We start from the raw sequence: 23,962 nt of genomic DNA, 5'->3' as shown, positions 1-23,962 counted from the left end.
ATGCACGGGCGCGCGATCCTCCCAGACATCAGCCAACGCCATGCTGCCCGGCGCAGTTTCGATCGTCAGCTCGTGATTGTGCAGCGCGCGACGACGCTCTCCTTTACTTCACGATGCCGTGCCGGCGAGGTCGGCAAGCGAGCCGGCCATCATCGCCGCCAGCGCCGCTGCCTCCTGCTCGGTCGCCGGCGGGATCGCATCCAGAATCTGCGCGAAATGCGCCTCCACGAACGGACGGAAGGCACCGTGGGTGACGACATAGGGGCGCTCTGCGACGATCGCATCGCGCACCATGGTGCCGACCGTCTCGGGCGGGATCCCGCCGGTGAAGATCGGGCCCGCCGCCAGGCGGTCTTCGATCGGCTTCAAGCCGGTCCGGGCGAAGCGCTCGGGCCGCAGCGCCGCGACTTCGTGGATGCGCGTCGCCGTCGGGCCCGGAATGAGCGTGGTGACACCGACGTTCGATCCCGCCAGGTCCGCCCGCAGCGTGTCGGAAAGCGCGATGACCGCCGCCTTGGCGGTCAGGTAGGGCACTCCGTTGGGGCCAGGGCAGATAGCGCCGATCGAAGAGGTGTTGACGATATGCGCGGGCCGCCCGTGCGCCAGCATCCTCGGCAGGAAGGTTTGAATGCCGTTCACCACGCCGCCGAGGTTCACGCCCAGGCACCAGTCCCAATCGTCGTAGCCGACCAGCCGAATGTCCCCGAGCATGCCGATCCCCGCATTGTTGCAGAGGATGTGGACAGGCCCGAACGCCTCTTCGGCGGCGTCGGCGGCACGCCCCATGCCGGCGCGGTCGGTCACGTCCAGTTCCACGAACAGGCATTTGTCGCCCGCGTCGAGCGCCTCCGCCGCCGCATCGAGATGGTCGGGGCGGACATCGGCGACGACGACCCGCATTCCCGAGTCCAGGAAGGCGCGGACCATGCCCAGCCCAATGCCGCTGGCTCCGCCGGTGACGAAGGCCGTGCTGTTCCGAAGATCTTGCATGATTGGCGGCTCCTTGCGCGGCCCATTGTGACGGGGAATGTCGGCCGGTCAGCCCAGCGCGAGCTGATGGACATAATAGCTATCCATATATTCGCGCAGTTCGACGATCCGGCCGTCGCGCACCTCGATCGCCATCACATAATTGTTGCGATAAGGGCGGCCGTCCCGGAAGCGGCCGGTCCCCTCCATTTCCAGGATCACCAGCGGACCGTTCGCTGCCTTGGCGCGCAGCTCGACCCGCGGGTCTCCCGGTTCGAACAAGGCGCGGATCGGTGTGATGAAGGCGAAGATGGCATCCGGGCCGCGGTGCACGCCTTCCCCCGGCACGCCCGTCACCATCACCTTCCATGCCGCATCGGGGTGCAGGATTTCGCGGGCACGGTCGAAGTTGCCGCCCCCCATAGCGGCGAAGAAATCGTCGACGACCTGTTCGGCGTCAGTGGCAGCGCTGGGCATCGCTCTTCCCCTTGGCGGTGGTGGCTGAACGGATCGCGGCTGCGCCGCGCGGCAGGCGGGCGCCGCGCGCATAGGCGGCGCGGCCGACGAAGAATTCTTCGAGCGGGCCGACATAGGGCGTGATGCCCGAGGCGGCGAGCCCGTCGCGCAGCATGTCCAGATCCGCCTGCAGCGGCCGGTGGATCGGTTGGCGGAGCATGCCTCCATTTCCGCCGACCAGCCACTGCTGATATTTGAACAGCAGGAACGGGTAGAGTCCGGCGCTCGACAGGCGGGCATGGACCGCCCACGATGCCGCGCGGACCGGCTCGATCGCCCAGTAGAGTTCCATCGCCTCGTCCAGCTGGTCCGCTCGGAACAGGTCGAACATGCGGACGACGCGCTGGTCGTCTGGCGTCTGCCACATGTCGTAGCCCATCGCGCCGGCCCATTGCTGGCCCAGCCGCGTGCAGAATGCCCAGGCGCTGTCGAGCGGATCCTGCACCAGCAGCCGATCGCCCACTGCCGCATAGACGTGCGCGAAATAATTCGGCGGGTTGAGGTTGCCGACCTTCACTCCGACGACGGTGTCGAGATCGGCGAGCCGCTTGAGCGTCTCGACCGAAAGCGTGCCCTTGCCGAAGCGGCTCATGTCGAACCGCGCGGCGGGATAGATGTCGATCGCGAGATCGGTCGCCTCGCTCACTGCCCGCATCGTCTCGAACATCTCCTCCTCGCTGTCCGGCCGATATTGCACCGGGCAGCCGAGCAGGACGTGGTCCCCGCCGACGGAGGCGAAATAGCGGAGCATCTCGACATCCTGCGCGAAGGTGTCGAGCAGCGTGGGCGCCGACACCAGAATCCGCCCGCGCGCCTCGTCGCAGACGATGCGCAGGAATTCGCACCGCTCCGTCATCGTCATCGCGGTCGATTCGACCGCCGCCAGGATCGAGAACATACCGTGGCGGATATAATGATCGACGTCGTGGCGGATGCCATCCTCGTCCAGACGCTCCATGTCCGGGGTGAAGGACGGCATCAGCGCTCCCTCGAGGCCGATATAGCTGGATCGGGCCCACGCCTTCGCTTCCCTGCGCGAGAATTCCATCCTGACCTCCAAGTCCAGAGATCGGGTTCATCCGCCCATCCGGCCATCGGCTGACCTATCTCGGCGGTAGGTGCCTCCCATTCTCCCGCCATTATCGCTGCGATCCAGCAGAGGATAAGCAAGGGGAGAGAATGAGATGAGCGGTTCTTCAGGCCACCGCGCCCGCAGGCACGCACTGCTCCTCGGAGCGTCGGCATCCATGGCCATCATGGCCATGCCCGCGCCTGCCCGGGCGCAGGCCCAGCCCCCCGGCCAGTCCCAGGCGGCGACCGCCGTGCAGGACCTGTCCGACATCGTCGTGACCGCACGCTTCCGCTCGGAAAGCGTGCAGAACGCTCCGGTGGCGATCACCGCGCTGTCGGGCGCGACGCTGGGCAGTCGCAACATCACCAGCGTCGAGAATCTGGGTTCTGCCGTTCCCAACGCGTTCATCGCCCCGCCGACCGGGGCGGCAGGGCCGGCACCGCTGATCAGCATGCGCGGCATCTACCAGTCCGACTTCAACTACGCGTTCGAGCCGGGCGGGGGCGTCTATATCGACGACGTCTATCATTCGACGCTCACCGGATCGGATCTCGACCTGGTCGACCTCGATCGGGTCGAAGTGCTGCGCGGCCCGCAGGGCACGTTGTTCGGCAAGAACAGCATGGGCGGCGCGATCCGGCTCTTCTCCAAGGCGCCGAGCGGCGGGAATACCGGCTATGTCGAAGGCGGCTATGGCAATTTCAGCCATTACGAACTGAAGGCCGGCTTCGACACGCCGATCCTCGCCGACAAGCTGTTCGTGCGTGTGTCGGGCGTCGCCAAGCATGAGAGAGGCTATGTCGACCTGATCGATTTCGGCTGTCGGATGGTGAAGAACGGTACCCCGAACCTGATCCCGGCAGGCATCGTCGCGAACGACAAGCTCGGCTCGAGCTGCAAGGTCGGTCGGGAGGGTGGCCAAGACCTGAAAGCCGGCCGCGTCTTCCTGCGCTGGGTCGCCTCGCCCGAGCTCGAGGTCAACCTGATCGCCGACATTACCCGCGACGATCGCGACGCGAACCCGGACGTCCTGATCGGCGTCGTGCCGGCCGACCAGTTGCCGCCGCTCGTGCCCAGTGTCGCGCCGTGGAACGGCAATATCGCGAACGGGCCGACGCCGGTCTACGACGCGCGCTTCGTACCGACGAAACGCTATGAATCCTTCGCGAACATCACGACCGGCAACAAATCGTACAACCACGAATGGGGCGTATCGCTGGCGCCGACCTATCATATCTCCGATGACATGCAGGCCAAGCTGATCGTGGCCTATCGTCGCGCAAATTCGGACTTCTCCTATAATCCTGATGCCTCGCCTTATGGATTCGGCGAGAATTCGAATCCGACGACCCATCGACAGTTCAGCACCGAGCTGCAGCTGAGTGGGACGTTACTCGACAAGGCGCTGGAATGGACGGCGGGCGGCTATTACTTTCGCGGCACGACGCATCTCGGCGGGCACATCATCTACAGTACGCTCAACTTCGACCAGGACGATCGCTACGGCGAGACGGACGGCTCCGGATTTCTCCACGCCATCTATCATTTTACCGACAAGCTGAGCATCACTGGCGGCGGCCGCTATTCCTACGTCAAGAAGAGTTTCGTCTTCCATCACCCGGGCATCACCGACGACAGTTTCCGCAACGTGGCCAAGGCCAAGCGGGTCGACTGGCTGGCCAACGTAAATTACGAATTCAGTCCCGACCTGAACGTCTACGCCCAGGCAGCGACCGGCTTTCGCCCGGGCGGCGTCAACCCCCGCCCGCTTGTGATCCCCGACCAGCTCGTGCCGTTCAAGGGCGAGAACCTGATCTCCTATGAAGGCGGCGTGAAGATGCGCCTGCTGGACCGCAAGGCAACCGTGAACCTGGCCGGCTTCTACAGCGACTATAAGAGCCACCTGAGCTCGAGCACGATCTTCGAATGCCTCGACTCCAAGGCGCCCGCCTTCACCCCGGCAAGCTGCGCCGGCGCGTCGGCTCCCTGGTTCTTCTACTTCAACGACAAGGCGCGGATCTATGGCGCGGAGGCCGAGCTGACCTTGCGCCCGGTCGCCGGGCTCAACCTGAACGCTTCGGTCGGCTGGAACCATGGCGAGAGTCTGGTGAAGGATCGCAGCGCCCCCAATTATCGCGACCCGAGCAACCTGTTCCAGCCCGCATGGAACGCCAGCGCCGGCGCCGAATATACGGCCGATCTGCCGATCGGCGGCACGCTGACGCCGCGGATCGACTGGCTCTACCAGAGCAAGATGACCTTTACCGCCAACCTCGGCGCGCCGGCGACCCCGTTGGTCACCGCGGACGGGCGCAGCACGTTCAACGGCCGGCTGACCTACGCGCTGCCCGCCAACGACTGGTCGGTATCGCTCGCCGTCACCAACATGTTCGACAAATATTTCTTCTACAACAAATTCACCCAGAATGGTCTCGCGATCTCCGGCGTGCCTTCGCGGCCGCGGGAGTGGTTCTTCTCGATCAGCAAGAAGTTCTGAACATGCTTGTTCCGGTGCGGCGCGGAGGGTGATTTTTTACGGGATCTAACGCATCGCCCGGCGCAATGCCTGCTGGCCGATCGCAGAGCCTTTATTCGACATGGACGAGGAGACCGGTGCCGTCACTGGCATGGCGTTCGCCGAACGCTGGTCGAATTAGGGCGTCCGCGTCATCGGCAGCCACTTCCCCGAGGCCCGCACCGGCAGCCTTGGGGACTCCGGGCGGGAACGCAGGTCCATCGGATACAGCATCGATCGCCCCTGCTAGCGGATCGGGTCGGAGGGCGTGAAGGCGCCCTCTCCCTCGTTAGCCGATGACCTCGTAGGCGGCATCGATCAGCCGGCGCGCGCGCGGGCCATTGTCGCCGACGGCGTGCATCTTGTTGCAGGCGTAGGAAAAGCCGACCTTGCGATCGGGATCGCCGAAGCCGAGCGAGCCGCCGATGCCGTGATGGCCGAACGACCGGGGGTTCGGCCCCATATAGACCGCTTCGGGCGTATTGAGCAGGACGCCCAGCGCCTGATGATAGGGCCGCTCCTGCAGCAACTCGACCTGGTTGTGCTGTTCGACGATCATCGCCTCCAGCCCGTCGCGGGACAGAAGGGAAATGCCATCGACCTTGCCGACCGTAGCGCCGTAGATCCGCGCGACACCGCGCGCATTGCCGTGGCCGTTGCCGCTCGCGATCTCGACCTCGCGCCAGACGCGGGAGTTGAGCGTCGTGTGCCAGGGCTCGTCCGGGTTCTGGCGGAAAGCGAGCGGGCGCAGCGTCGCCCCGTCCCATACCCCGTCCTCGGGGACATCGACGTCCTTCGCCGCGAACAGCCGCGCGCCCATGTTGGGCATCACCTCGGCGACGTGGCCCTGCTCCTCCTCGCTCATGCCGCCGATATGATATTCGGCGTGCAGCGGCCCGGCGACGTCCGATCGCAGGAACGGCCCGATCGTCTTGCCGGTCGCGCGGCGCAGGATCTCGCCCATCAGGAAGCCCTGGTTGTGGACGTGGTAGGCGGCGCGGGTTCCCGGCTGCCACAGGGGCTCCTGGACCGCCAGCGCGCGCACATAGGCCTCCCGGTCGAACATGCCGCCCGGCCACATCGGATCGGTCGTCAACACCGGGATCGCCGCCCGATGGTCGAGGATCCAGCGGACCGGTATCTCCGCCTTCCCGTTCTGGGCGAATTCGGGCCAATAGGCGGCGACGGGCCTGTCGATGTCGATCAGCCCGCGATCGACGGCGATGTTGAAGCATACGCCCGACACGCCCTTGGCGACCGACATCATGCAGACCGTCGTGCCCGCATCCCATTCGCCGCTGCGGGCACCGTCGCGATAGCCGCCCCAGATATCGACGAGCGTCTCGCCGTCGACGACGATCGAGCAAGCCGCCCCGATCTCGTCCTCGCGCGCGAAATTCGCCTTGAACGCCTCCACGACCGGGCGGAACCGCCCGTCATATCGGCCGCGGACGGGGAAGCTCGTCCCCCGCGCATCCACCGTCTCGTTCAATTCCACCATCGTTCAACTCCATCCAATATCGGCAGAAAGTGTATTGCGCGTGGCGTCGTCAGGCCGCGGACCGCTGCCGCATGCGCGTTTCCGTCAGCGTCAGGGCGAGCAGGCAGCAAAGCAGGGCGGCACCGGCGGTGAACCAGAAAGGCGTGACCAGCCCGAAGCGGTCGGCGACCGATCCCGCCACCAGCGGCCCGGCGACGCCGCCGACCAGTTCGCCGGCGGCCATGATCGCCGCGATCACTGTCGCCGCCCGGCCCGGGGCGACGGATTCACCGGGAATGACGGCGGTGTAGATCGGCAGCGCGCCGACCCCGAGCCACCCGACGAACAGGATCGCGGCCAGCACGACGGCCGAGCCATGGAAGCTCAGGATGGCGATCGGCACCACCGCGGCGACGAGCATCGCGGCGACCATCGTCCGCCGCCGTCCCCATCGATCCGACAGAGCCGGCAAAAGAAGCCCGCCGATACAGCCCGATACCCCGACCACGCTCATCACCATGGCCATGGCGCCGGGCGAAAGGCCGCGTTCCTTGACCAGGTAGAGCGGCAGGAAAGTGCTGTGAACGACCAGCCAGGACATGAACACCATCGAGATGAGCCCGCAGATCCAGGCATTGCGCGCGAGCGCAGGCGGCGGGGCCGGGGCCTCCTCGACGATACCCGGGGCGGGGCGGGGCACCGTATCGCCGGCAACGTTGCGCAGGACCAGCGCCGCCACGCCCCCCATCAGCAGCATCGGCAGCACGGGCGCGAAAAAGGCCGCGCGCCAGCTCCAATGATCGGCGAGCCGGGTCAGGAGGATCGGGCCGAACACCTGGCTGACGAAGATCATCGCCAGTGTCAGCACGCCCAGGTTCAGGCCGCGTCGGTTCGCGGAGGATTGCAGGCTGGTCACCGACTGGCAGAGCGCCGCCACCGGCCCCTCGCTCGCGCCCAGCAGCAGGCGCACGCCCAGCAGGACCAGGAAGCCGCTGGCGATCGCCGAGGTCGTCGCGAACACCGCCGCCAGGCAAAGGAACAGCACGATGATCTGCTTGCGCCAGCCGGTCGCATCCGAAACCCGCGCCGCCGCGAAGCCGCCCACCGCGGCAGCCAACGCCTGCACCGCATAGAGCGCGCCTAGCTGGGTATTGCTGAGCGAAAACGCTTGGGTGAGATAGGGCGCGATCAGGCCGACGGCGAGCCGGTCCATCGCCACCACGCCGACCACGACGCTGGTGACGGCGACCATGCGGTTCTCGTAGCCGCGTCGGATCGCGGGTGGAACGGCAGGCTGAGCGTGGGCTTTCATCGGGCAGGCTCTCCGCGTTCCGGGATATTCCGGTTTGTCGCGATCTTGCGTGCGCGGCGGCGCAGCGCACCTACCTTCCCCGATAGGGGGCTCAATCGATCGGCGGGCCGATCGACATGCCGCCGTCGTTGAAGATGTGCGCACCGGTCATGAAGCTCGACGCGGGCGAAGCGAGGAACAGCGCCAGGCCCTGCATCTCCTCCGGCCGGCCGACGCGGTGCAGGGGAATGATGCGGGCCATGAAGTCCTGCACCTCGGGTTGCTGGACCAGGCCGCCGCCGATATTGGTCACGAACGGCCCGGGCGCGATGGCGTTGACCAGGATGCCGTAGCGCGCGAGTTCCAGCGCCAGGCTGCGCATCAGGTGCGCCACCCCCGCCTTGGCGACGGAATAGGCAGGCGCCACGGGCGTGATCCGCACCGAGGCCACCGAAGTCGTCAGGATGATCCGCCCGCTACCGCGCTGCTTCATGTGGCGCGCCGCCGATCGCGCGGTGCGCATCACCGAATGAAGATTGGCGTCCATCAGCCGCAGCCAGCGCGCGTCGTCGCAATTCTCGATGGCGCCCGCGGGATCCCTGGCGCCGTCGGGGCCCAGCAGGCCGGCGCCGGGATCGATGCCGGCATTGGCGAAGACGGAGTCCAGCCGGCCGAAGGTCTCGACGGTCTCGTCGAAGGCGCGGTCGACCGCCGCGGTGTCGGTCAGGTCGACGCGTACCTCCACTACCCGGCGGCCCAGCCCGCGCAGCCGCGCGCCCTCGGCAGCGAGTCGATCCTGGTTCATGTCGAACATGGCGACTTGGGCGCCGTTCTCGCTGAGCACCTCGGTGATCGCCAGGCCGATGCCGCTGGCGCCGCCCGTCACCACGATGCCGTGGCCGCCCACGTCGAACATCTCGCTCGCCAGCATTTCGCCTCCTGCGCCCGTCCCGTTATTACCGCCAACGAGCACGAACCACCGCTCCGCGTCACCTACCTATCGCCGGGTGAAGATAGGTAGGAGGATGTGGCCCCGGCCCGTCATAGGGATCGGACAGGATAATCGGACGCCATGAGAGGAGTGCAGTCAATGCGAGACGTGGAAGGCAAGGTCGCGTTCATCACCGGCGGGGCGAGCGGCATCGGCTTCGGCATGGCCCGCACGTTCCTGGCGGCCGGCATGAAGGTGGTCATGGCCGACATATCCGAGGCGAACCTGGCCGATGCAGCCCGTCAGCTGGAGGGCAGCAACCAGGCCTACCACTTCATGCGGCTCGACGTGACCGACCGGGAGGCGATGGCCGCCGCCGCCGATGAGGCCGAGCAGCTATTCGGCGCGGTCCACCTGCTCTGCAACAATGCCGGCATCGGCTATGCCGAGCCGATGACGACCGCGGGCTATGGGTCGTGGGACAAGATGTTCGCGATCAACGTCGGCGGTGTCATCAACGGCATCGTCACCTTTGTGCCGCGCATCCGCGCGCACGGTGAAGGCGGCCATATCGTCAACACCGCCTCGATTGCCGGTATCCTGCCGCTGCCGGACAATGGCGGCATCTACAGCGGCAGCAAGTTCGCGGTGCGCGGGATATCGGAATCGCTCAGGTTGGCGCTCGCGCCGCACGGCGTCGGCGTGTCGACGCTCTTTCCCGGCCTCACCCGTTCCCGCATCATGGAGAGCTTGCCGGAGGGCGAGGACGACGAGCTAAGCTTGGGTTTCGCCGAGGCCCACCGCTACGCGATGGATCCGCTCGACCTGGGCCGCGCCGTGCTGGACGCGGTGCGCGACAACAAGCCGTTCATCATCGCCCACCCCGAGTTCCGCGAAGAGATGAAGGAGCTGCACGACGAGCTGATGGACGCGATCCGCGACGACCTGCCAATGGACCCGCGCCGCGCCGAGTTCGAGATGACGCGGCGGAACTTCATCACCGAGCTCAAGCGGAACGCGGGGGACTGACCGCCAGCCCCAGGGGCCTACTGCATCATCCCCAGCCGGCGCAGCTTCTGGGCGGCGCGAACCCGGTCCCGGATCCCGACCTTGTCGAACACCTGCTGGAGGTACCATTTGACGGTACCCTCGGTCAGACCGAGCCGCTCGCCGATCTCGCGGTTGAGCGCGCCTGCGCCGGCGAGACCGAGGATCTGGATCTCGCGGCTGCTGATCTGGCCCATCAGCGCGTCATCCTCCTCATCCTCATCTTCGCTGCGCCCCCGCTCCGTCAGTTGCGGCGCCAGCCCCTCCGCCCGGGCGTGGCCTATCAGCACCGCCAAGAAAGCGTCGCCAGGATCGCGTCCGCCGCGCATATCGCTGTCCAGCTGGCCGAGCAGCATCGCGACGGGTTCGCCCTGATCCAGGAACGGGCGGATCGCACGGCCCGGCGCGGCGCGGGCGACGGCCTGCGCTATCGTCCGCCGCGCCGCCAGCTTCTCGCCGGACGCCAGCAGCAGTTCGGCCAAGAGAATGTCCCATTCGACCGCACTCTGCACCGCCTGCGCGGCGACCACGAACGAGCGCCACTGCCGCGCCACCCGCAGCGCCTCGGGCAGCCGGTCGCTGACCGCCGCCAGCCGGCACCAGGCGAGCGCGACGGCACCGTCGAGCGTCGTGAACCGCTGATGCCCCGAGCGACCGGCGCTGGCGGGTTCGTGGATCCCCCGCCGCTGCGCCAGCCGCATCGCCTCATCGGGACGCCCTATCCGCAGCAGCAGCCGGACATGCTCGGCGGTGGCGACGATGCGCAGCCGCTCCAGATCGCTGCGGGCACCGAACTCCACCGCCTCGACCAGGGCCGCGCAGGCACCATTCGGATCGCCGCGCAGCCGCAGCAGGCGCGACTTGGTGATCCAGCCCGCCAGCAGCTGATCGACGAAGCCGGCGACGGTTGCGACCGGCATATGTTGCTCGATCAGCGCGGATGCCTCGACGATCTCGTTGCGCTCGTACCGGATCGCGGCCAGCGGCATGCCCGGCAACGAAGCGATCGGCGCGTCGGCACCGGCCCATTCGGTGGCGATGCCCAGCGCGTGGGTCAGCACCTCGATTGCCTTGTCGGACTGGCCCTTCAGCCAATAGGAGGGCCCGGCATGCACGCCGGCGAAGATCATGCTGTGATTGGAGCCCGTCTTGTTGCAGCATTCGCGCCCTTGCGCGGTGAGCCGCTCTATATCGTCGAGCTTGAACTGCTCGCGCCGCGCATATTGGAGCGAGTTGTAGACGCTGGCCATGATGTAGGGCGGCACCGTCACGTTGCTCTGCTCCAGCAGTTCCTTGGCATGCCGCTCCAGTGCCGGCAGATCGTAGCGGGTCTGCGCGATCTGGCATTCGCGGTGGAGTGCGATCCACCGCTGCTGCCGGATGAACGCCGGGTCTGCGCCAGCGCGCTCCATCTCGTCGAGGCGGGCGCGCGAGACCGTGAGCAGGTTGCCGGCTTCCTCCACCTTCCACTGCGCCGTCAGCCTCCAGGCGAGCGTCAGCATGACGCGGGGATAGAGCGCCTGGACATGCGGCGGGATCGATGCGGCAAGGCGCTGGATCGTATGCTGATGGCCGTGCGCCCAGAGATAATCGCAGCTCGAATCGAGCATCTCGGCGGCGCGCACCGGATCACGCCCCTTCAGAGCGCAGTCGAACGCCTCGATCTGCCGGCCGTGCGCGAAGAGCCATTCGCTCGCCCGGCGGTAGAGCTGCTCGGCCTCGCCCGGCGACCGCTCGTACAGCCGCCAGCGTAGATGCTCGGCGAAGAGCTGGTGGTAGGCATAAGCCGACCGCGTGTCGTCGAGGCTCGCGAGGAACAGCCCGGCGGCCTCGCAGCGATCGATCAGCGCGCGGCTGTTGTCGATCTGCAGTACGCTGTCGCAGAGTCCCGGCGACAGCCAGTCGAGTACGGAGGTGCGCAGCAGGAAGTCCTGCAGCTCGGGCGGCTGGCTGGAGAAGACGTCCTCGGCGAAGAAGTCGGCGATCTGCCGCAATTCACCGGAGAAGCCGCGCAGCGCCGGCGCATAATCGCGCTTGTTGCGGACGACCATGCTGAACAGCTTGAGCCCCACCGCCCAACCCTCGGTACGATGATGGGCGAGCACCAGATCGTCGCCCGGCAGATCGCCATGCCCGTCCCGCGCGAGGAGCGCCGTTGCCTCCGATAGGTCGAAGCGAAGGTCGTCGGCGCGGATCTCCTCGGCCAGGCCGTGCGCACGCAGCCGCCCGAGGTGCAGGCCCAGTTCCTCGCGGGTCGCCACCAGCAGCTTCAGCCCCGGCGGCCCCGAGTTCAGCAGCAGTTCCAGGCAGGCAACCGAAGGGGTGTGGGTAAGATGCTGGGCGTCGTCGATGAACAGGTGGAGCGGTTTCGTCCGGTCGACCAGCATGTTCATCGCCGCAATGATGCTCATGCGCGCCGAGGCGCCGCCCTCGATCTCCAGCAGGCGGTAGAGGCGCTGCTCGACCGGGCATCCGGCCTCCCCCAGCGAGCGCAGCAGGTGGCTGGCGAACAGTTCCGGTTCGCGATCGGACGCATCGAGGCTCAGCCAGGCGACGTCGCCACCGCCATCGGCAAGCGCGGTCGCCCATTGCTGCATCAGACTGCTCTTGCCGTATCCAGCGGGCGCCTGGACCAGCCACAGCCGGGCGTCGCGCGGATCCAGGAGCCGGGCCATCAGCCGCGGCCGGCTCATCAGCGAATGCAGCGGCACGCGCACCTTGGTACGGCTATAGGCGCTCGCCAATTCGGCGCGAATGCTCATATCCTCTCCTGGGCGACCGCCCTATATCTTTCGACCATGCCCGGTCCCGCCAACAATTCTCGCCGGCGCGTAGGCCCGCGAGTTTAGATTTCCTGGCGCCGGGCGAAACCTATCTTCGAGGTAGGCGGCGCGCGTCGCTCGATCCATGTTCATTCTATCCTTTTGTTTTATGGACTTCGCGGGCGCCACCAACGGCCCCTATCCCGTCGATAGGTTCCAAGACGGGCGGCCGCGGTGATGAGAGCGCGCAAGGGCGCGGAGCTTTGCGCCAACGAACGTTGATCAGGGAGATGGGCATGACGGAAGGGGCGCATGGGCTTCGCGGCAAGGGACTGGCTGAAGACCGGCTGCAGTACCTGAAGTCAGTGATCGAGGCGGATATCGCGTCGGGCCGCTACAGCGGCGCGGCGATCATGGTCGGCCGCCACGGCGAGCTCGCGCTGTCGGAGGCGCTCGGCACCTGGCGCAGCGACGATCCGCGCCCGCTGGCACTGGATACGGTGATCAGCCTGTTCTCGCTCACCAAGGCGTTCACCAACGTCCTCATCCTGCGGGCGATCGAGCTCGGCCGATTCGCACTCACCACCCGCGTCGTCGACCTGTTGCCGGAATTCGCCGGCAGTCCGCGTAACACCATCCGCATCGACCATCTGTTGACCCACACGTCCGGCCTGCCACCGGTGTTCACGCCCCGCGCCGGCCTGCCGATCGACCGGCTCGACGTCGTGATTCAGGCGATCTTCGACGGCGTCCACGGCAGCGAGGCGCCGGGCAGTTCGGTCGCCTATGCGCCGATGGTCGCGCACGCGCTGATGGGCGAGATCCTGCAGCGTACCGACCCGGCGGGCCGACGCTACCGCGATATCGTCGCTGAGGACCTGCTGGCGCCGCTCGGAATGCTGGACACGGCGATCGGCGTGCGCGCGGACCTGAAGGACCGGCATGCGGTGCCGGAGATCCCGACGGCGTTCGCCGCGACCCACCCGTCGAGCACGGTCGCCGGACCGCACGGCGCGTTCGAGGATCCGGACGCCGAGATGCCGTGGGTCGGCGGCGTCTCCACCGTCCGGGATATCTGGCGGTTCGCGGAAATGCTGCGCCGCGGCGGCGAACTCGACGGACAGCGCATCCTGTCGCCGCGGACGCTCGACGTGGCAACGCTCAACCGCACCGGCGACATGCCCAACACGCTCTATCGCGGCATGGCGCTGGCGCGCGGTTGGCAGCCATGGCCGGCCTATATCGGCCTGGGCTTCGCGCTGCGCGGCGATGCGATCTGCCACACCCAGTTCGGCACGCTGGCGACCGCGCGGACGTTCGGCAATTTCGGCGCCGGCAGCACGTTGTTCTGGGTCTCGCCCGAGCTCGATATGACGTTCGCCTGCCTGACCACGAGGCTGGTGCCGGAATGGGACAATTACGACCGGTTCCAGCGCCTGTCCGACATCGCGATTTCAGCGGTCCTTTAGGCGCCCGGCGCGCGGGCCTCAGTCGGCCTGGCCGAGACTGAACCCGCCGTCGATCACGATCTGCTGCCCCGTCACATAGGAGGAGGCGGGTGAGGCGAGGAAGAGCGCCAGCCCGTACATGTCGGCGGGGGTGCCGACACGGTGGGCGGGGATGCCCCGCGCCACGGCCGCCTGAACCTCGGCCTGCCTGAGCGCGCCGCCGCCGATATTGGTGGCGAACATGCCGGGCGCGATCGCGTTGACCGTGATCCCGTCGGCGGCAAGCTCGAGCGCTACGTTGCGGACGAGATGCGCCGCTCCGGCCTTGGCCGCCATATAGGCCATCCCGATCGCCGGCTCGCAGCGGATCGCGGCGGCGGAGGTGGTGACGATCATCCGCCCGGACCGCTGCGGCCGCATGTGCCGGGCCGCCGCGCGCAACGTCGCGAACACCGCGTTCAGGCTGATATCGATGATCCGGTCCCAGCGCGCGTCGTCGTAATTCTCGAGCGCGCCTTCGGTAATCCGCGGCCGTTCCGCGCCTACCCAGCCGCCGAGATAGCCTACCCCCGAATTGATCCCGGCATTGGCGAAGATGGTGTCTAGCCGGCCATAGGCGCCGGCGGCGTCGTCGATCGCCCGGTCCAGTGCCGCGCGATCGGTCACGTCGACCGAGGCACCACGGACATCGTAGCCCGCCGCAACCAGGCGCGCGACTTCGGCCGCGATCCGGCCGGCATCCATGTCAAGCAGGGTCACGCGCGCGCCGTTCGCCGCCAGCGCCTCGGCATAGCCCAGCCCGATCCCGCTTGCGCCGCCGGTCACTACCACCGCCTGGCCAGCAACGGCGAAGAGCTTCTCGATCCCGATCATCCTGCATCTCCCCTATGGTCCGGCCGCGACCCACCGCCTGCCCGGAACTTCCAGCCTCGGGCGCTAGAAGACGCCCATGGCGGGAAGACCTATCCGCAGATAGGTGCCGCGCACCACCAACGCGTTGCGAGTAAACCGGAAGCGCCAGTAGACGACGAAACTCGTCCGCGTTCGATCCAGGGTTACGATCTCGCCGGGGCGTGATATGGGGCCGATAGATGCGCTCCCTGCTCGCCATTCTTGCTTGCCTGATGCTCGTCCTGACGGCGTCGGGCGGCGCTGCCCAGGCCGCGGGGATGGGGTGCAGCGAGACCGTCGGCGAAGTGGCCGTCCACATCGCGGGCGACTGTGACGAGGTTCCGGCGGACGCCGACAAGAATTACCCCCACTGCCACACCGGCTGCCACGGCCAGCACGTCGCGGCCCCTGTGCCGTTCCGAACCATCGTGCCGATCTCCGACGGCTTCCGCGACTACGCTCCGGCTAAGCGGTTCACGCTGACCGCGCGCCGGGTCGACCCGGCCCTCCGTCCACCCCAGGCCTGACGTCGCCGCCGGGCGCGCCTCCGCGCCCGCACCGCACACGTCAGGAGCTATTTCATGCATCGCATATTGGCGGCTGTCCTGGCCGCAAGCGCCTGCGCCTCGTCGCTGCAGGCGCAGATCAACCCGCCGTCTCCGGCGGACCCCGTTCTGACTCTCGACGCGGCTTTGGCGGCAGCCGGTGCCACCTCGCCTGCAGTAGAGGCAGCCCGGTCCGGCGTCACCGCCGCCCAGGCTCAGCGCACCATCGCCGGGCTCCGTCCGAATCCGTCGCTCGACGCCATGAGCGAGAACATCGCGGGCACGGGCGTCTACAATGGCCTGCGTTCGACGGAAACGACGGTCGGCCTCTCGATTCCCCTCGAGCTCGGCAACAAGCGCGGTGCCCGCGTCGCGGTGGCCAATGCGCAGCTCGACCGCGCCACGCTGTATGCAGCCATGACGCAGGCGGACCTCCGCCTGCGTGTGACGCAGGCCTATAACGACGCCGCAGCCGCCGAGCGCCGGCTCGTGAACGCCCGGGAGCAGGTCGCTATCGCAGACGAGGTGCTGCGCGGCGCCAGAGTGCGGGTGTCCGCCGGCCGTGCCTCTCCATTGGAGGAGCAGCGCGCCGACATCGCCAGGCTCAACGCGCAGGGTGCCGCCGAGCGTGCCGAACGCTCCGCGTCCGTCGCAATGGCCAACCTCGTTCGGCTCATCGGTCGCGGGGCAACAAGGCTCGATGCCGCCTGGTTTACTCGGATCGAGAATATGGGTCCGCGCCGGCGCCTGGCCGCGCAGGACACGCTTGCCGGAGCTGCCGCACAGGCCGACCTGACCACGGCTACGGCGCAGGTCCGGCTCGCGCGCAGCCAACGGGTGCCGACCGTGACCGTCGGCGTAGCGGCACGGAGGCTCGAGGCCAGCAACGACATGGCAGGGGTGTTCAGCCTCTCCGTGCCGCTTCCTCTGTTCAACGACGGGCGGGCAGCCGTGGATCTCGCCTCAGCCCAGCGTCAGCAGGCCGACGCGCAGCGCCGTATGGCTCTCCTCGACGTCGAGCAGGCGATCGCATCGGCGACTGCCGAGGCGGAGAATGCGGCCACGACCGCCCGCAACGCCACGGGGCCGACCCTCGCCGCCGCGCGCGAGGCCGCGCGCATCGCGCGCATCGGATACCGCGAGGGCAAGTTCGGCCAGCTCGACCTTCTCGAGGCCGAACGCACGCTCGCCGAAACCCACGCGGCCGCGATCGACGCGCTCGCCACCTACCATGACGCACAGGCCCGCCTCGAACGGCTCACCGCCGAGGCGGCCACCGACGCGAGGGACGTACGATGAAGACGATGACCAGACGGATTTTCCTGTTCGCGTTCCTCCCGTTAGCGCTCGCGGCGTGCGGAAAGTCCGAGAAGAAGGCGGATGACCTGGCCGGCATGGCGGCGTCCAAGGACGGCCGGAAGACGGCCGATAAGGATGTGGTCATCCTTTCCGCCCAGCAGATCGCGGACGCCGGCATCGAGACGGCGCGGCCGACCGTCGGCGGCGCAGCCGGCGCCATCGAGCTCCCTGGCCTCGTGCAGGGCGACCCCCAAGGCGTGCAGGTGGTCTCCGCAACCATCGGCGGGCGCCTGGTCTCGCTCAGCCGCAATCTGGGGCAGACCGTCCGCCAGGGCGATGCGCTGGCGATCATCGAAAGCCGCGAGGCGGCGTCGCTGAAGGCCGAGGTCGAAGCCGCGCGCGCAAGAGCCGCGCTCGCGCAGTCGAACCTCCGGCGGGAGCAGCGCCTGTTCGCCGAGCGCGTCTCGCCCGAACAGGATCTGGTGGCGGCACGCACCGCCGCGACCGAGGCGAGCATCGCGCTGCGCCTCGCTCAGCAGCAGCTTGGCGCCACGGGCGGCGGTGGTGGGGCGCTCAACCGCATCGCGATGCGCTCGCCGATCTCCGGCACAGTCATCGCCCGTCCTGCGGTGCTCGGCCAGACGGTCGACGCCAATGCCGAACTCTACCGCGTCGCGAACCTTAAGCAGGTCACGGTCCAGGTCTCGCTTCCTCCAGCCGACGCGGGTCGCGTCCGGCCCGGGATGCGGGTCGAGGTGTCGGCTGCGGGCCGCAAGCAGGACGGGCGCGTCACCTTCGTCTCGCCCGTGCTCGACGACGACACCCGGCTGGTCCAGCTCATTGCCACGCTGGACAATAGCGGCGGAACCTGGCGCGTCGGAGAACCCGTCACGACCGCGATCATACTGCCCTCCACGGGCGACCGCAGCATAGCTGTGCCGTCCACCGCCGTGCAGTGGGTCGACGACAGGACCGTGGTCTTCGTGCGGACGCCCGCCGGTTTCCGCGCCGTGCCGGTCGCGACCGGACGGCGCAACGGCGACCAGGTGACCATCCTCTCAGGCCTCGACGGCGCCGAGCGCGTCGCCACCACCAACTCGTTCACGCTCAAGGCCGAACTCGGCAAGGGCGGCGAAATGGACATGGACTGAGATCATGATCGCTCGCCTCGTCACCCTCTCGGTGGAGCGCCGCTGGCTCGTCCTGCTGCTCACGACCACCGCCGCCTTGCTGGGCATCTTCGCCCTGCAGCGCCTCCCGATCGATGCCGTGCCCGACATCACCAACAATCAGGTGCAGGTAAACGTCCTCGCCCCGTCCTTGTCGCCCGACCAGATCGAGCGGCAGGTCTCCTTCACGATCGAGACCTCGCTCGCCGGCATACCCGGCCTGCAGTTCACCCGGTCGCTAAACCGGAACGGTTTCGCCCAGATCACGGCAGTTTTCTCCAACAGCACCGACATTTATTTCGCGCGCCAGCAGGTCGCCGAGCGGATGCGCATGGCGGAGGAGCGGCTGCCGGCGGGGATCATGCCCGAGATGGGCCCCATTGCCACGGGGCTCGGCGACATCTTCATGTGGACGGTGGAGTTCCGCGAGCTGGACCAGGTCAGGCACCGGGACGGCGAGCCCGGCCTCCAGCGCGACGGCAGCTACATAACGCCGGAGGGCGAGCACCTCGTCAGCGAAGCGGATAAGGCGACCTACCTGCACACGGTCCAGGAATGGATCGTTTCGCCGCAGTTGCGCGGCACCGAGGGCGTCGCTGGCGTCAACTCGCTCGGGGGCTACGACCGCGAATATCTGGTCGTACCCGATATGCAGCGGCTCGCGTCGATGCGGATCACGATCCAGGACCTTGCCACGGCGCTCGAGCGCAGCAACACCAGCGTCGGGGCCGGCACGGTCGATCTCAACGGAGCCGGCCTGTTCGTCCGATCCGACGCACGTGTTCGCACGGCCGACGAACTCGCCCGCACCATCGTCGCCACACGCGAAGGCGTGCCCGTCCAGCTCAGCCAGGTTGCGACCGTGCGTGCGGGCCAAGGCATTCGCACGGGCTCGGCGTCCGAGAACGGCCATGAGGTCGTGGTCGGGACCGCCGTCATGCGTATCGGCGAAAACAGCCGCACCGTCGCCACCGCGGTCGCGGATCGCCTGAAGGTCATCGGCAAGTCGCTGCCGGCGGACGTGGTGGCCAAGCCGGTCCTCGACCGCACCGAACTGGTAAACTCGACGATCGCGACCGTCGCGCGCAATCTGGCCGAAGGCGCGGTGCTCGTCATCGTCGTGCTCTTCGCCTTGCTCGGCAACTTCCGCGCGGCGCTGATCGCAGCGCTGGTCATCCCCATCACCATGCTGCTCACCGCGACGGGCATGCTGCGCGCCGGCGTCTCGGCCAACCTGATGAGCCTCGGCGCGCTCGACTTCGGGTTGATCGTCGATGGCGCCGTCATCATCGTCGAGAACGCCTTGCGGCGGCTGGGCGAGCGTCAGCATGAGGCCGATGGGCCGCTGTCGCTGAAGGATCGGCTCGCTGTCGTGGCTGCGTCCGCTCGCGAGATGATCCGGCCTTCGCTCTACGGTCAGGCCATCATCATCCTCGTCTACACGCCGCTGCTCACCTTCTCGGGCGTCGAGGGCAAGATGTTCGAACCGATGGCGCTCACCGTCATCATCGCGCTGCTCTTCGCCTTCGTTCTCTCGGTGACCTTCGTCCCCGCTGCGGTGGGAGCCTTCCTCGTTGGCCGCGTCGAGGAGAAGGAAAGCCCGATCGTGCGCTGGCTCAAAGACCGATACGAGCCCCGGCTGGAAGCTGCGATGCGCCGGCCGGGCGTCATGATCGGCGGCGCCATCGCCGGCATCGCGTTGGCGGCGCTGGCCTTCACCACGCTCGGACAGGAATTCCTTCCGCAGCTCGACGAGGGTGACATCCTCGTCCAGGCGTGGCGTGCGCCCGGCACGTCGGTGGATCAGAGCCAGCGCATGCAGTTCGCGGTCGAGACAGCGATCGGTCGCGAGCCGGAGGTGCGCTACGCCTTCTCGCGCACCGGGACGTCCGAGATCGCCTCGGACCCGATGCCGCCCAACGCCACCGACACTTTCGTCATGCTGAAGCCGCGCAAGGAATGGCCCGATCCCGGTCTGCCCAAGGCCGAACTGGTCGAGCGAATCCAGAAGAGGATCTCGACGATCCCGGGCAACAGCTACGAGATCACGCAGCCGATCCAGATGCGGTTCAACGAGCTGATCGCCGGCGTGCGGGGCGACATCGCGGTCAAGGTGTTCGGCGACGACTTCGGCAGCATGAACGCGACCGCAGCCCACATCGCCGAGGTGCTCCGCAAGGTGCGTGGCGCGGCCGATGTGCGCGTGGAGCAGACCGAAGGCCTGCCGCTGCTCGACATCAGGCCCAACCGTGACGCCATGGCGCGGGTCGGCGTGACCGCCGGCGACGTACAGGATCTCGTATCAGCAACCGTCGGCGGCAAGCAGGCCGGCGTGATCTTCGAGGGCGACCGGCGCTTTCCCATTGTGATCCGGCTCGCGCAATCGTCCCGCTCCGACATGCAGACGCTGGGTCAACTGCCGGTGCCGACCGCGGGCGGCTCGTTCGTGCCCCTGGCAAGCGTCGCCGACATCGCGATCGGCAACGGGCCGAACCAGATCAGCCGCGAGAATGGCAAGCGCCGCGTCGTCGTGCAGGCCAACGTGCGCGGGCGTGACGTGGCGGGCGTCGTCGCCGACGCCCAGGCGGCCATCGACGCGCAGGTGCAGCTATCCCCCGGCACGTATCTGCAGTGGGGCGGCCAATTCGAGAATCTCGCAACCGCGCGACAGCGGCTGGCGATCGTCGTGCCCGTCTGTTTCGCGGTGATCATGCTGCTGCTCTACGGCGCGCTCGGCTCGGTCAGGGATGCGCTGATCGTCTTCACCGGCGTGCCGCTTGCGCTCGTCGGCGGCGTCCTCGCGCTCTGGCTGCGCGGGATGCCGTTCTCCGTCTCGGCGGCGGTCGGCTTCATCGCCCTCTCGGGCGTGGCGGTGCTGAATGGGCTGGTGATGGTGTCGTCGATCCGTGACCTGCTGGGTCGCGGATTGGATCGGGCCCATGCGGCGCGCGCGGGCGCGGTCGCCCGTCTCAGGCCGGTGGCGATGACCGCCCTGGTCGCCAGTTTCGGTTTTCTGCCGATGGCGCTCGGGCACGGCGCCGGTGCGGAGGTCCAGAAACCCCTTGCGACCGTGGTCATCGGCGGGCTGATCTCGGCGACCCTGCTGACACTGTTCGTGCTTCCAACGCTCTACGCGAGGTTCGGGCGAGCGGCGCCCTGTGCGTCTGCGAGCGAGAAGAGCGGAAGCGGCATCTGATCCTGCATGGGTCCGATGACACCGACTTCGCCCTGCAAAGCCGGCCGGCGGCTGGTTTATCCCAGGAAGGCGTCCGGGTTGCTCAGCACGACCCGTCGCATCATCTTGCGGAGCTTGTCGTCGAGATCGATCCTCTCCTGATCGGATAGGTCGGCCATCCAATCCTTGAAAACCTGGCTGCGCTCGCCGCGCACGCCCACATAGAGTCGCCGGCCAGCCTCGGTGAGCGAGATCAGGCTGCTCTTGCGGTTGCGCGGATTGGGATCGCGCCTGATCAGTCCGCGCTTTTCCAGGACCGCGACCGCGCGGCTGACTTCGGATCGGTCGACGAATGCCGCGCCGGCAATCTCGCTCGCGCTACAGCCGCCCATCAACTCGAGGTGCGACATCACCCGCCATTCCGCGAGCGACATCGCGGCTTTTTCCCGCACGTCCTGCGAAGTGACGCGATCGATCATCTTGGCCAGTAGAAGGATGCGGTAGGGCAGGTGGCTGCGGCCAAAGAGGGTCCATCGCCGCTCCGACGCGGTCAGGGCGGGATTGTCGTCCGGGACGTCGCAGGTTTCCATGACGGCTTCCTAGCGCATCACAAACGCTCTTGCCACGCCAAGGTTGTGGACATATCAACAACTCAAGATAGTGAGAAATCAACAACTCGCTGAAGAGGATGGCATGACTGCACCGCACCCCTTTGCGCCACGCCAGGAATATGCGTTCACGATTTCGATCGAGCTTGCGGGGCTGCGCTGGGTCCGCCCCTCGGCCCGGGGTGATACGCGCGCAGCGGTCTATGCTGCCAGCGGCACGGTCGAGGGGCCGCGGCTAAACGGCAGGGTCATTCCGATGTCGGGCGGAGACTTTCCGCTGCAGCGCCCCAACGGCGTGATCGATTTCGATGCGCGCTATCTGCTGGAGGCGGACGATGGCGCGGTGATCTACATGCAGAATCGCGGCTATCGGTGGGCGCGCAGCGCGGAGATCGCCGAGCGCATGGCGCGCAACGAACCGGTCGGTGCCGACGATTATTACATGCGGGTCGCACCGAGTTTCGATGCGCCTGCCGGTCCGCACGAGTGGATGAGCCAGCATCTGTTCGTCGGCGTTGCGGAGAAAATTCCCAACGCCAATCGCATCCATTATTTCGTGGTGCTGTGATCGTGGCCGCGGGCCCAGCCTCGCCGATCATGCGTCCCGGCGTCGATCCGCGCAGCGCGCCCAACAAGCCGCCGCTGCCGCCGATCGACTATGCCCTGCGCCACGAGGCAGGCCTCGTCATCGAGCGCAACATCGCGATACCGTTGCGCGACGGCGTGCGCATCTATGCCGATCTCTATCGCCCCGAAGGCGCGCGCGGCACGTCGGATCTGCCGACGCTCCTGTCGTGGAGCCCATACGGCAAGCATGCGCAATCGAACAACGTCTTCTGGCCGCGATCCGGGGTGAACCCCGATTGGCTTTCGCCGCTGACCCCGTTCGAGGGGGCCGATCCGGTCCGTTGGGGGGTGCGCGGCTATGCCGTCGCGGTGGTCGATCCGCGCGGCGCGTGGCTGTCCGAGGGCGATTTCCATCACAACGGCGCGATCGAGGCGCAGGATTGCGCGGATGCGATCCGCTGGCTGGCCGATCAGGCGTGGTCGAACGGGAAGGTGGGGATGACCGGGGTCTCCTACCTCGCCGCGATCCAGTTCTGGGTGGCGGCGCTCAATCCGCCCGAGCTTGCCGCGATCAATCCCTGGGAGGGGTTCACCAACTGGTATCGCGAGTTCGCCTATCATGGCGGCATCCTCGAGACGGGCTTCCTCCCGCGTGCGTCGGACAGCGTAGCCTATTCGCTGCATCGGACGGAGGACAGCTGGGCCAATGCGCAGGCCCATCCGCTGATGGATGCCTTCTGGCATTCGAAGGAGATCGATCTCGCGGCGATCCGCACGCCGGCCTGGGTGGTGGCGAGCTGGTCCGATCAGGGGCTGCACACGCGCGGCACGCTGGAGGGCTTCAAGACGATGTCGAGCCCGCAGAAATGGCTGGATGTGCACGGCCAGAAAAAGTGGGCGCATTATTATCTGCCGGAAAACCAGGCGAGGCGTGAAACCTTCTTCGACCATTTCCTGAAGAAGCGCGACACGCTTCTCGCCGCATGGCCGCCGGTGTGCATCGAGGTACGCGAGCGGCACGGCGCGGCGACCATACGCCATGAGCAGGAATGGCCGCTGGCGCGAACCGCCCCCACGCCGCTCTGGCTCGACGGCGACGGCACGATGACGGCAGACCGCCCGGCGGGGGCGGCCAGTGTCGCTTACGATGCCCATGCCGGGGAGATCGCATTCGATCATCGCTTCGCGCGCGAAGCCGAACTGACCGGGCACGCCAAGCTGCGCCTGTGGGTGGAGGCCGACGGATCGGACGACATCGACTTGTTCGTCGCGCTCCAGAAGCTCGACGCGGCCGGTGTTGTGGTGGGGCAAACCTTCTACGCCTTTTTCGAGGACGGACCGGTCGCGCTCGGCTGGCTGCGCGTCAGCCATCGCGCGATCGATCCGGCCAGGAGCAGCGCGCTTCAGCCGTTTCACACGCACGCGCGGGAAGAGCTGCTCGCGCCCGGCGAGATCGTCCCGGTGGACATCGAGTTGTGGCCGTCGTCGACGCTGTTCCATGCCGGCGAGACGCTGCGCGTGGTGGTGAAGGGCAGCGATATCTACGCCGAAGGCCTGCCGTTCCTGCCGTTCGCGCGGCACCAGCGCACGCGCAACGCGGGCCGCCATATCGTCCACATCGGCCCCGAGCACGATTCGCACCTGCTGGTCCCGCTCATTCCAGCACGAGGATGAAGC

18 protein-coding genes are annotated in these 23,962 nt (G+C 67.5%); 9 read left to right on the top strand and 9 right to left on the bottom strand.

Translation table 11 applies throughout. The features are described from left to right. Positions 1-108 precede the first annotated feature (108 nt). Genes AB4Z44_RS14835 through AB4Z44_RS14825 form a run of 3 tightly spaced genes read right to left on the bottom strand, consistent with a single transcriptional unit; the run spans position 109 to position 2,533 of the window. On the bottom strand, positions 109-990 hold the full coding sequence (locus AB4Z44_RS14835; protein ID WP_404710468.1) for an SDR family NAD(P)-dependent oxidoreductase: 882 nt from the start codon (positions 988-990) through the stop codon (positions 109-111). 48 nt (positions 991-1,038) lie between these two features. Further along, entirely contained in the window at positions 1,039-1,446 is a 408-nt protein-coding gene (locus AB4Z44_RS14830) for a nuclear transport factor 2 family protein (RefSeq protein ID WP_404710467.1), read from the bottom strand. Then, a complete protein-coding gene (locus AB4Z44_RS14825; protein ID WP_404710466.1) occupies positions 1,427-2,533 on the bottom strand; it encodes a dihydrodipicolinate synthase family protein in 1,107 nt (368 codons plus the stop codon). The genes AB4Z44_RS14830 and AB4Z44_RS14825 overlap by 20 nt, the downstream gene beginning before the upstream one ends. A gap of 199 nt (positions 2,534-2,732) precedes the next feature. Between AB4Z44_RS14825 and AB4Z44_RS14820 the strand changes: the two genes are divergently transcribed. Beyond that, positions 2,733-5,054 (top strand): TonB-dependent receptor, encoded by a 2,322-nt coding sequence (locus tag AB4Z44_RS14820; RefSeq protein WP_404710465.1) that lies wholly within the window; start codon positions 2,733-2,735, stop codon positions 5,052-5,054. Between the two features lie 307 nt (positions 5,055-5,361). Here the strand turns inward: AB4Z44_RS14820 and AB4Z44_RS14815 are convergent, their stop codons facing one another. The 3 genes from AB4Z44_RS14815 to AB4Z44_RS14805 all read right to left on the bottom strand — a co-directional run bounded on the left by AB4Z44_RS14815 (position 5,362) and on the right by AB4Z44_RS14805 (position 8,774). Then, a complete protein-coding gene (locus tag AB4Z44_RS14815) occupies positions 5,362-6,573 on the bottom strand; it encodes a serine hydrolase domain-containing protein (RefSeq protein ID WP_404710464.1) in 1,212 nt (403 codons plus the stop codon). Positions 6,574-6,622: 49 nt separating this feature from the next. Continuing rightward, positions 6,623-7,864 carry an MFS transporter gene (locus AB4Z44_RS14810; RefSeq protein WP_404710463.1) on the bottom strand — a complete coding sequence of 414 codons (1,242 nt, stop codon included), beginning with the start codon at positions 7,862-7,864 and terminating at the stop codon, positions 6,623-6,625. A 91-nt stretch (positions 7,865-7,955) separates the two neighbouring features. After that, a complete protein-coding gene (locus AB4Z44_RS14805; RefSeq protein ID WP_404710462.1) occupies positions 7,956-8,774 on the bottom strand; it encodes an SDR family NAD(P)-dependent oxidoreductase in 819 nt (272 codons plus the stop codon). Positions 8,775-8,933: 159 nt separating this feature from the next. Between AB4Z44_RS14805 and AB4Z44_RS14800 the strand changes: the two genes are divergently transcribed. Beyond that, positions 8,934-9,803, top strand: a complete 870-nt coding sequence (locus AB4Z44_RS14800) for an SDR family oxidoreductase (protein WP_404710461.1) — start codon at positions 8,934-8,936, stop codon at positions 9,801-9,803. Between the two features lie 17 nt (positions 9,804-9,820). Here AB4Z44_RS14800 and AB4Z44_RS14795 read toward each other — a convergent pair whose 3' ends face one another. Then, positions 9,821-12,583, bottom strand: coding sequence for a LuxR C-terminal-related transcriptional regulator (locus AB4Z44_RS14795; RefSeq protein WP_404710460.1), 2,763 nt, complete (start codon positions 12,581-12,583; stop codon positions 9,821-9,823). 296 nt (positions 12,584-12,879) lie between these two features. Between AB4Z44_RS14795 and AB4Z44_RS14790 the strand changes: the two genes are divergently transcribed. Continuing rightward, the gene (locus tag AB4Z44_RS14790; RefSeq protein ID WP_404710459.1) at positions 12,880-14,052 is read left to right on the top strand and encodes a serine hydrolase domain-containing protein; all 1,173 of its coding nucleotides are present in this window, start codon (positions 12,880-12,882) and stop codon (positions 14,050-14,052) included. A gap of 18 nt (positions 14,053-14,070) precedes the next feature. Here the strand turns inward: AB4Z44_RS14790 and AB4Z44_RS14785 are convergent, their stop codons facing one another. Further along, positions 14,071-14,904, bottom strand: a complete 834-nt coding sequence (locus AB4Z44_RS14785) for an SDR family NAD(P)-dependent oxidoreductase (RefSeq protein WP_404710458.1) — start codon at positions 14,902-14,904, stop codon at positions 14,071-14,073. Positions 14,905-15,122: 218 nt separating this feature from the next. Here AB4Z44_RS14785 and AB4Z44_RS14780 point away from each other — a divergent pair, with 218 nt between their 5' ends. The 4 genes from AB4Z44_RS14780 to AB4Z44_RS14765 are packed head-to-tail and all read left to right on the top strand — an operon-like array spanning position 15,123 to position 21,131. Next, positions 15,123-15,449 carry a hypothetical protein gene (locus tag AB4Z44_RS14780; protein ID WP_404710457.1) on the top strand — a complete coding sequence of 109 codons (327 nt, stop codon included), beginning with the start codon at positions 15,123-15,125 and terminating at the stop codon, positions 15,447-15,449. A 54-nt stretch (positions 15,450-15,503) separates the two neighbouring features. Continuing rightward, positions 15,504-16,766 (top strand): TolC family protein, encoded by a 1,263-nt coding sequence (locus AB4Z44_RS14775; protein WP_404710456.1) that lies wholly within the window; start codon positions 15,504-15,506, stop codon positions 16,764-16,766. A gap of 5 nt (positions 16,767-16,771) precedes the next feature. Further along, entirely contained in the window at positions 16,772-17,917 is a 1,146-nt protein-coding gene (locus tag AB4Z44_RS14770) for an efflux RND transporter periplasmic adaptor subunit (protein WP_404714240.1), read from the top strand. 4 nt (positions 17,918-17,921) lie between these two features. Further along, entirely contained in the window at positions 17,922-21,131 is a 3,210-nt protein-coding gene (locus AB4Z44_RS14765; protein WP_404710455.1) for an efflux RND transporter permease subunit, read from the top strand. A gap of 56 nt (positions 21,132-21,187) precedes the next feature. Here the strand turns inward: AB4Z44_RS14765 and AB4Z44_RS14760 are convergent, their stop codons facing one another. Beyond that, entirely contained in the window at positions 21,188-21,700 is a 513-nt protein-coding gene (locus AB4Z44_RS14760) for a MarR family winged helix-turn-helix transcriptional regulator (RefSeq protein WP_404710454.1), read from the bottom strand. Between the two features lie 103 nt (positions 21,701-21,803). Here AB4Z44_RS14760 and AB4Z44_RS14755 point away from each other — a divergent pair, with 103 nt between their 5' ends. After that, positions 21,804-22,286 carry a DUF3237 family protein gene (locus AB4Z44_RS14755; protein WP_404710453.1) on the top strand — a complete coding sequence of 161 codons (483 nt, stop codon included), beginning with the start codon at positions 21,804-21,806 and terminating at the stop codon, positions 22,284-22,286. 2 nt (positions 22,287-22,288) lie between these two features. Then, positions 22,289-23,959: a CocE/NonD family hydrolase gene (locus tag AB4Z44_RS14750; RefSeq protein ID WP_404710452.1), complete on the top strand. Its 1,671-nt coding sequence runs from the start codon at positions 22,289-22,291 to the stop codon at positions 23,957-23,959. The last annotated feature ends 3 nt before the right edge of the window (positions 23,960-23,962 follow it).

The organism is Sphingomonas sp. MMS24-J13 (assembly GCF_044905095.1).
Classification (GTDB): Bacteria; Pseudomonadota; Alphaproteobacteria; order Sphingomonadales; family Sphingomonadaceae; genus Sphingomonas_I.
The sequence above is the reverse complement of the archived record's forward strand: the minus strand, read 5'-3'. Positions and strand labels throughout refer to the sequence as shown.